The sequence below is a fragment of the Halanaerobiales bacterium genome (genome assembly GCA_035270125.1).
In the GTDB taxonomy this organism is placed as follows: domain Bacteria; phylum Bacillota; class Halanaerobiia; order Halanaerobiales; family DATFIM01; genus DATFIM01.
Genome location: DATFIM010000021.1, coordinates 1 through 8,313, shown reverse-complemented (window position 1 = coordinate 8,313; position 8,313 = coordinate 1). Strand labels below are relative to the sequence as shown.

Genomic DNA, 8,313 nt, shown 5'->3' with positions numbered 1-8,313 from the left:
GATGATTTATTATTAAGAAATTTTTTTACTTCTTTTATTTCTTTTTTGGTAGCTTCTCTTTCTATTTTTTGAAAGCGTTCTGGAATAAAACTGATTATTTCCCATTTTTCTAAATTAAGTTTATCTATTTTTTGATCACTTCTCTTAATTATCTTTCTCCCGTCAACAAGAAGATAAATATATTCACTTTCCTCATTATTTTTAAATTCATATATTTGATTAATATTCATTTTATACTCCTCTTATTTAATCCAAATCAAGAGTAACTGTAATAGGACAGTGATCTGAACCCATAACATCTGTTAAAATATCAGCATCTTCAAGCTTAGTCTCCAAACCCTCAGAAATAAAATGATAATCTATTCTCCAGCCTGCATCTCTTTCTCTGGCCCTGGTTCTATAACTCCACCAGGAATAGGTTTCTTTATCTGGATGGAAATAACGATAAGTATCAATATAACCATGATTTTCTAGCTTATCCAGCCATTCTCTTTCCACAGGCAAAAATCCGGAAACATCCTTATTAGCTTCAGGGTTTTTAAGGTCTATAGGATGATGAGCAGTGTTATAATCACCAAAAATTAATATTTCTTTACCATTTTCTCTTAAATCCTCACAATAATCCAATACTTCATCATAAAAATCTAATTTATAATTTAACCTTTTCTTATTTCTCTTACCATTTGGAAAATATATATTTAATAAATAAAAGTCCTCATATTCAGCCACAAGTACTCTGCCTTCTTCATCAAATCTGTCTACTCCCAGTCCAAACCAAACATCAACAGGTTCTTTTTTAGTATATAAAGCAACACCACTATAGCCTTTCTTTTCCCCATAATTAAAATAGGAATAATAGTTATTTATATTTCTTAATTTATCTTTTAATTGATGATCCTGAATTCTAATTTCCTGTAAACCCAAAACATCAGGATCTTCCTCTTCTATCCAGTCTAAAAAACCTTTACGGGTTACAGCTCTTATTCCATTTACATTCCATGAATAAAATCTCATTAATTATACCCTCCTGTGAATTTATGTCTAAGTTCTGTTACATTATGAAGTGAACCTGTAATTAAAATAAGATCATCTTCCTTAGAAATATCTAATGCATAGTTTAATCCTAATTCCAAATTATTTCTAATAACAGCTTTTTTATCATCTACAATATACTTCTTTAATGTTTCAGCTTTTACAGCCCTTTTACTTCTATTTTGGGTTAAAATAAAATGATCTCCTTTTTTTTCTAACTCTTCTATCATATTTTTTATATTTTTATCTGAAAAAATACTAATTAAAATTATAAGTTTACTGTATTTGAATCTGTTGAGTTCTTTATTTAGATTTTTTATCCCTTCTAGATTATGACTTCCATCTAAAATTATAAGAGGTTTTTCTTTTACTACTTCCAGTCTTCCTGGCCAGGTAATATGTATAAGTGCTTTTCTTATATCTTTTTCACTCACATAAAACATCTTGTTTAACTCTTCAATAACTGCTAAAGCAGTAACTGTGTTAAGAATTTGATATCTACCTAATAATGAAATCTTTAGATTATTTAAAGTACAATCAGGTCCTTTTAGGTTAAAACTTTGATTTTTATGATTGAAATCCGTTTTTTCCCAGAAATATTTTTGATTAATGTTAATTAATTCTGCCTTCTCTTTGGCTGCTTTTTCTTCTAAAGTCTCTAAAACTACAGCTTTTTGGGCAGCTGTTATCACTTTTTGCTTTGGTTTGATTATACCTGCTTTTTCTTTGGCAATTTCTTCTATAGTATCTCCCAGATATTCGGTATGATCCAGCCCAACATTTGTAATCACCGAAATCATACTATCAACTACATTAGTAGCATCCAGTCTTCCACCCATCCCGGTTTCTAAAACTACTAAATCTAAATTTTTATTTGAAAAATAACAGAAGGCAATAGCAGTAATGATCTCAAAAAAAGTTGGATGTTCTAATTCCCTGGCAACTCTATTAATATGTGGTTTTATATTTTTAACTAATTCAGCAAGTTCTTGATTGGATATCATCCTGTCATTAATTCTAATTCTTTCTTTTAAATCCATAACTCCAGGTGAAGTAAAAGTTCCTATATTATATCCAGCTTCTTTATAAATTACAGTTAAAATCTCAGCAATTGATCCTTTACCATTAGTTCCGGCGATATGAATAAAATCTAAATTATCTTGAGGATTGTCCAAATAATCTAATAATAAATTAATCCTCTTTAGAGTTGCTATGACAGAAGTTTTATCAAAGTTTTTTAAATAATCTATTTCTTTCATTATTAAACCTCATTTCTCCAAAACATTAACTAATCTGATATATCTTTTACCACATCAGAAATAATTTCATATCTAAATCCCTTATTTTTCAAATAAACTTTTAATTTTACTAACTCTTTATCTTTATTATGACTTTTGCTTTTCCACTTTTTAGCAAGTTTTACTGCTGTTTTATATTCAAGACCATAAGGATACTCACTATTTAAAGCTTCATTTATTGTTTTTTCATCTACTCCTTTATCCTTTAGTTCTTTTATTAATAGGTATTTACCCTTAGGAGAATGCTTCACCTTATGTCTTATCCACTTTTTTGCAAATCTTTTATCATTAAGATAATCCAGTTCTTTGATTCTGGGTATAATTTCCTCAATTACTTTAATATCATGCCCTTTTTGCAAAAGTCTTTTTTTGAGTTCAAAGACACTCCTATCTCTATAAGAAATCAAGCGGTAGGCATCTTCTCTAGCTTTTTGTTTTTCTCCTTCATCTACCATAAACCAGGCCAACTCCTTAAATTATTTTTTTACTATTATATTTTGACTATCAAGATCTCCTATATATTTATCTTCTTCCCAGGAAATACTGTCATACATTATTTTATATTCATCACCATTTTCAAGAAGAAATTCTCCAGACCATAAATCATCATTGACCCTTTCCAAAGAATAAGATTTATCTGCAGGATCCCAGTTATTCATTGTCCCCACAAGATGTACCTCATTTAGATCATTTAAATTATAATTTGAAGGCTTAAATTCAACTTTAAGTCTATTATTTATTCTAATTTTATCACTTACTTTCTTAAAAATACTATTCCCAATTCCTTTTACTTTTTTAAGCTGTTCCTTTGATTTTAAAAATCCATTTTTCTTTCTATACTCCACAATATTTTCAGCTTTACTTTTACCAATACCTTTAATTTTCATCAAATCCTCTATCGTTGCTTTGTTTATATTAATCATTATTACCACCCCTTAAATTTATTGACTTTCTTGATAGTTTAATTTGTAGTTATTAATTCACCTTTTTCATTAAAAAGTTTTGCAGAATCCCCTTCATTGTTCCAAATATAAGCTTTAGTCCATATGATAGTACCTTCTTTTTCTTCTGCATTTCTTCCTGAAACTATTTTGATTACCTCTCCTGAATTAAGTATAGTTCCCTGGGGAATATAAAATTTTTGATCACCTTTTACACTTAACAATATCCACCCAGAAATATCTATTTTTTTATTACTATTATTTCTTATTTTTACTATTTCGGCTTCTTTATCTAAATTAACAATTTCTACATTATTATCAGTTGAATTATTGTCAGTTGAATCATTACTATCTTTTTTTGTTTCTACTTTTAAAGATTTTTTATTATAATCAACTGTGGTTTCCCCATCACTTGAAATAACAATAGTTCCCTGTTTATCCGTTCTAAATATATTACTATCTATTTCATCTAATTTATTAATTACTTCCAGAGAAGGATGGCCATAATTATTATCAGCCCCAACACTAAAAATTGAAGCCTGAGGATCGACTTTTTCTAAAAAACTAAGACTGTTTGAAGTATCACTTCCATGATGAGCAACTTTATATACCTGACTTTTTAGATCTATTCCAGAACTTATTAATTGATTTTCTACTTTTTCTTCAGCATCACCGGTAAAAAGAAATGATATTTTTTTATAATCAAGTTTAACTACTACAGACCAATTATTCAAATCCTGATAATCATTAGATATAGGAGAAAGTATTTCAGCCTTAAGTTCATCATCTTCGACAATTATTAAACCCTTTTTAGCAGCTTTTATCTTTTTGCCTTTAGCATCAATTGCCAAAAGTACATCTTCATAAGTTTTGGTTGTATGATTGACCTGAGGCATATAAATTTTGCCTATTTTAAAAGAATTAATTACATTATCAAGTCCTCCTATATGGTCAGCATGAGGATGTGTACCAATTAAATAATCAATCTCTTCAATATTGTGTTTTTTTATGTATTCTACTACCTTTTCCCCCTGATCATTATCTCCAGCATCTATTAACATGTTTTCTGTATTTGGTAATTCAATTAAGATAGCATCACCCTGACCTACATCAATAAAATGAGTTGTAATTTCATTTTGGGCAGATACAGGATATACTATAAAAACAGAAATTATTAAAATAATTATTAATAACTGAAAAACTTTATACAATTTTTTCATTATAATCCTCCTAAAAATCATTAAGCTTTTTTAAATTATAGCATACAAATAACAATTTACAAAATAAAAAAAGACAGCATATGCTGTCTTTAAGGAAAGAACTAATTCCTAAGCTTTTGCTGCCCCCTTAGGATGTCTTCTATTTGTAGCAATCAAACTATAACCCAATCCAAGAACCAAACTACCAGCTAAACCAGCAAGTACATTGAAACCACTTACCATTAATAACCAATCTCCAAGTAGTACATCACCAACCCAGGCCCCAATGGCAGATACAGCAAGTAGTATCAAATAGTTGTTTTTTATATCCTCAAACCTGGATCTAAACACCATTTGAAGGGCAACGGCCATTACCAATGAAATAATAGCTAAAACTAACCAATACATTTTTCTCCCCCTTTTTTACTCGACCGACCAGTCAGTTTATTACAATATTATTATACCTCTTTTTCTCATGATTGTCAAAATTATTTTTATATTTCAGATATTGTGTATTGCAAAGCAAACATTTGTATGGTATTATGTATTTAAACATTAGTTTGGGAGGCGGCTAATATGTCAGATGAAAATATAGACTATAGTGAATTTCCTGATAATAATATTTTGTGTGTTGATATGAAATCTTTTTATGCAAGTATAGAAGCGGTTGATCGCAACCTTGATCCCTGGGAAGTACCAATTGCAGTCATTGGGAATAAACAAAAAAAAGGGGGCGTAGTATTAGCAGCTACTCCTGCTATGAAAGATAAATTTAATATTGGGACAGCAAATAGAGTTTATCAAATCCCCGACAACACTGAAATAATAATGGTGGAGGCCCGAATGGGTCTTTATTTACAGGTATCTATGGAAATCACCCGTCTTTTTAATGATTTTGTGCCCTTAGATTCAATCCATGTTTATTCTATTGATGAATCATGGCTTAAACTTTCTGAAGATAAAAACGAAAGCTGTAAAACTGCTCAAACCATCAAAAATGCATTAATGAATGAATTTGGACTTCCTTCAAGTATGGCCCTGGGCCCAAATATGTTTTTAGCTAAAGTTGCCATGGATGTTGAAGGCAAAAAAAGAGGACTGGTACGATGGACTTATGATGATGTAAAAGATAAATTATGGCCTTTACCCCTAAAAAAAACCTGGGGAATCGGTGATCGCCTGGCAAAAAGATTTAGAAAAATCGGAGTAAAAACTATAGGGAATTTAGCTCATCTTCCTTTAGAATATCTGGAAAATAAATTTGGTATTATGGGAAACCAGCTTTATTATCATGCCTGGGGAATTGATTTATCTAAAGTTGAAGGACATTATAAGGATAAAAAAGTAAGTATAGGTAGAGGTATAACTTTGTATAAAGATTACTCAGAAATTGAAGAAATTAAAACAGTAATATTTGAATTAAGTGAAGAAGTAGCTAAAAGAGCCAGAAATAATAATTTAGTAGGTAAAACAATTTCCTTAATTGTTGGTTATAGCAAAAAGGAATTAAAAAATGGTTTCCAGAGACAATTGACAATTAATGAATATACAAATTTCACTTTTGATATTTATAATAGCTGTTTAAAACTTTTAAGAGAAAATTATGAGGGCGAAAAAGTAAGAAAAGTAAGTATAAATATTTCTAATCTGGTTTCTGATAGAAAAATACAGTTAAATTTATTTAATGATAAAAATAAAGAATTAGAGTTGGCTAAAATCAAAGATGAATTAAATGAAAAATTTAATCATAAAGCTTTATTTTATGGTCGCAGTTTAAAAAAATCCAGTATTAGAAATAGAATTAATATAACTATTGGAGGGCATAATGCCTGGTAAAGACAATATGGAAAGGAGTTATAAAATGAGTATAAAAGATCGAGGTAACATTAAGTGGACATCATTAATGCTGGTAGAACACAGAAAAAAACTTGAAAAATTAAAAAACAATGAAAATAACAAAGAAAAACCCGAACTTAGTGAAGATGAATTAGAAAGATTAAATTATATTCTAAAAAGAGCTATAAATGAAAATTTAAATATAGAAGTAATATATTATCACAAAAAAAATTTCCATCACTGTAAGGGAAAGATAATGAAAATTAAATCTTTCCCTCAAAAAATTATTCTTAACAGTAATGAAAAATATAATAAAATTGAAATTTTAATAAATGATATAATCGATATAAAATTAATAGATTATTAATTTCTACTTAATTATTTATTTTTTCTAGAAACAAAAACTGCTACTCCAATTACAAAAAATACTGCTACTAAAACTGGCCAGGACATTTTTTATCACCTCACATTAAGTTATTTAAATCATCTATTTTCTAAAGGAGTTGAAGCTTTAAAATCCTTAAGAAAGATCAAATACTGAAAATAATCTGTAGTTACTCCTTTTTTAGGAGCTGTTTCACTAAGCATCCAAATTAAATTATCATTAAATGGAGATTGCTTTCCATTAAGTTTAAAAAGATTTATTTCCTCTTTAGAAAGCAACTCTATTTGTCTGGAAATATTATTAGACATAGAAGTTTCACTATATTCCCCATTATTATTTATCCTTGTGCAATTTTGATATAAATAAACAATAGAGAGTATCTGATTTTTTAATGGTGAATCTTCATCATTATCAAGTTTTGCAGCAAACCAATTGACCTCATCCTGTTTTTCTTGAAAAGCATGATTTAATCCCCACTGTCCATAGTATTTCCCTTCGGAATATCTAGAATATATTCTTAAAAAATTATCATACATCATCTTATCTCTGGTATTATTCCAGGCTTTGTTTCTTTTTTCATAAGCTATATATCTATTAACTATATTATCATTTACAATTTTAAGACCAAAAAAATCTTCACCGAAAAAGTTATGATATATTTCCTGATTTGTTTCAATATCATCCTGCAACTCATAAGCAAAATTTTTGATTTTTCGTTTATTATATTCTTTATTATTGTAAATAGATTTTATTTTAGTTATATGTTCTTTGATTTTTTGAGGAATCTCTTTTTCAGGTATTATTGTATTTAAATACCAAAAAGCATTTTCTATCTGATGTTCTATATCGAATCCAAGAACAATGATTCTCTCTTCCACCGGTAATGATTGATTAAATTTGTATAAATTCTGCCAGAGATTATATTTTTCTTTAGTCCAGGCAAAAGTACCTTCTAAAGGATTAAAAACCTGATTTAGTATATCTTCATCACCTGTTTCCAAATATTTATTTAATAACATAGAAGTACTAAATGCAGTTTCCTGGAGATAATATTTTATATTAGCCTTATCTTTAAAATATTTTAAAAACTCAAATTCAAGTTTTTGATTTACCGAAACTCCATGTGATTCTGCTGTTATAAATAATCTTTTTCCAGATAATGAATCAGAGATTAAATCTAAACCTTTAAGTTGATCATTAGTAAAATTTAGACTTTGAGAATTATCTTTTAGATATTTCCCTTCTTCTGTAGTCAAAGGATTTTTAGTTTCTTTTTTCACAAATTTTAACATTTGTTTTGCTTTTTTAGCATTTTCAAAGCCTACAAATTCTACTACCAAATTTTTATTATGATAAAGATAATCTTCGGTTTTATTTACTAACATAGTTTTATAGATGTTTCTTGCTTCTTCTTCACTGCTTGCTGTTACCGGATTAACCCATAGATCATCTCCTTCACAATCTATTAGATAATTATATAAAGATATAATCTCTCCATTAAGCTTTTTGCTATATTTGTCCAGATAATTATCAGGGACAATTATTGTCTTTTTTATTTCCCAATTATCTGGAAGGCTATTTTTTTCAAGTATGTATTCTGTATCCTTAGCTGATACAAAAGA

The 8,313-nt window shown here is 28.4% G+C and carries 10 protein-coding genes; 2 read left to right on the top strand and 8 right to left on the bottom strand.

Going from position 1 to position 8,313, the window contains the following annotated elements:
• From VJ881_01135 to VJ881_01105, 7 genes are all read right to left on the bottom strand, one after another.
• Positions 1-230, bottom strand: a 230-nt coding sequence (locus VJ881_01135) for a hypothetical protein (GenBank protein ID HKL74645.1), incomplete at its 3' end; no start/stop codon positions are given.
• A gap of 16 nt (positions 231-246) precedes the next feature.
• Entirely contained in the window at positions 247-1,014 is a 768-nt protein-coding gene (xth, locus tag VJ881_01130; GenBank protein ID HKL74644.1) for an exodeoxyribonuclease III, read from the bottom strand.
• Complete coding sequence (locus VJ881_01125; protein ID HKL74643.1) at positions 1,014-2,291, bottom strand: folylpolyglutamate synthase/dihydrofolate synthase family protein; 1,278 nt, start codon at positions 2,289-2,291, stop codon at positions 1,014-1,016. The genes xth and VJ881_01125 overlap by 1 nt, the downstream gene beginning before the upstream one ends.
• 29 nt (positions 2,292-2,320) lie before the next feature.
• Positions 2,321-2,785, bottom strand: a complete 465-nt coding sequence (locus VJ881_01120; protein ID HKL74642.1) for a regulatory protein RecX — start codon at positions 2,783-2,785, stop codon at positions 2,321-2,323.
• A 21-nt stretch (positions 2,786-2,806) separates the two neighbouring features.
• Positions 2,807-3,253 (bottom strand): helix-hairpin-helix domain-containing protein, encoded by a 447-nt coding sequence (locus tag VJ881_01115; GenBank protein ID HKL74641.1) that lies wholly within the window; start codon positions 3,251-3,253, stop codon positions 2,807-2,809.
• A gap of 38 nt (positions 3,254-3,291) precedes the next feature.
• A complete protein-coding gene (locus VJ881_01110) occupies positions 3,292-4,491 on the bottom strand; it encodes an MBL fold metallo-hydrolase (GenBank protein HKL74640.1) in 1,200 nt (399 codons plus the stop codon).
• A gap of 108 nt (positions 4,492-4,599) precedes the next feature.
• On the bottom strand, positions 4,600-4,878 hold the full coding sequence (locus VJ881_01105; GenBank protein ID HKL74639.1) for a hypothetical protein: 279 nt from the start codon (positions 4,876-4,878) through the stop codon (positions 4,600-4,602).
• A 168-nt stretch (positions 4,879-5,046) separates the two neighbouring features.
• On the opposite strand from VJ881_01105, the gene VJ881_01100 reads away from it, so the two are divergent.
• Positions 5,047-6,306, top strand: coding sequence for a UV damage repair protein UvrX (locus VJ881_01100; GenBank protein ID HKL74638.1), 1,260 nt, complete (start codon positions 5,047-5,049; stop codon positions 6,304-6,306).
• Positions 6,296-6,673 (top strand): YolD-like family protein, encoded by a 378-nt coding sequence (locus tag VJ881_01095; GenBank protein HKL74637.1) that lies wholly within the window; start codon positions 6,296-6,298, stop codon positions 6,671-6,673. Before VJ881_01100 ends, VJ881_01095 begins: the two co-directional genes overlap by 11 nt.
• Before the next feature lie 116 nt (positions 6,674-6,789).
• On the opposite strand, the gene VJ881_01090 is transcribed toward VJ881_01095, so the two are convergent.
• The coding region (locus tag VJ881_01090; GenBank protein HKL74636.1) for a hypothetical protein at positions 6,790-8,313 on the bottom strand (1,524 nt) is incomplete at its 5' end.

Excerpts from the sequence above, each read along its gene's own strand:
- xth (HKL74644.1), bottom strand. The coding sequence starts at position 1,014 with ATGAGATTTTATTCATGGAATGTAAATGGAATAAGAGCTGTAACCCGT.
- VJ881_01125 (HKL74643.1), bottom strand. The coding sequence starts at position 2,291 with ATGAAAGAAATAGATTATTTAAAAAACTTTGATAAAACTTCTGTCATA.
- VJ881_01120 (HKL74642.1), bottom strand. The coding sequence starts at position 2,785 with ATGGTAGATGAAGGAGAAAAACAAAAAGCTAGAGAAGATGCCTACCGC.
- VJ881_01115 (HKL74641.1), bottom strand. The coding sequence starts at position 3,253 with ATGATTAATATAAACAAAGCAACGATAGAGGATTTGATGAAAATTAAA.
- VJ881_01110 (HKL74640.1), bottom strand. The coding sequence starts at position 4,491 with ATGAAAAAATTGTATAAAGTTTTTCAGTTATTAATAATTATTTTAATA.
- VJ881_01105 (HKL74639.1), bottom strand. The coding sequence starts at position 4,878 with ATGTATTGGTTAGTTTTAGCTATTATTTCATTGGTAATGGCCGTTGCC.
- VJ881_01100 (HKL74638.1), top strand. The coding sequence starts at position 5,047 with ATGTCAGATGAAAATATAGACTATAGTGAATTTCCTGATAATAATATT.
- VJ881_01095 (HKL74637.1), top strand. The coding sequence starts at position 6,296 with ATGCCTGGTAAAGACAATATGGAAAGGAGTTATAAAATGAGTATAAAA.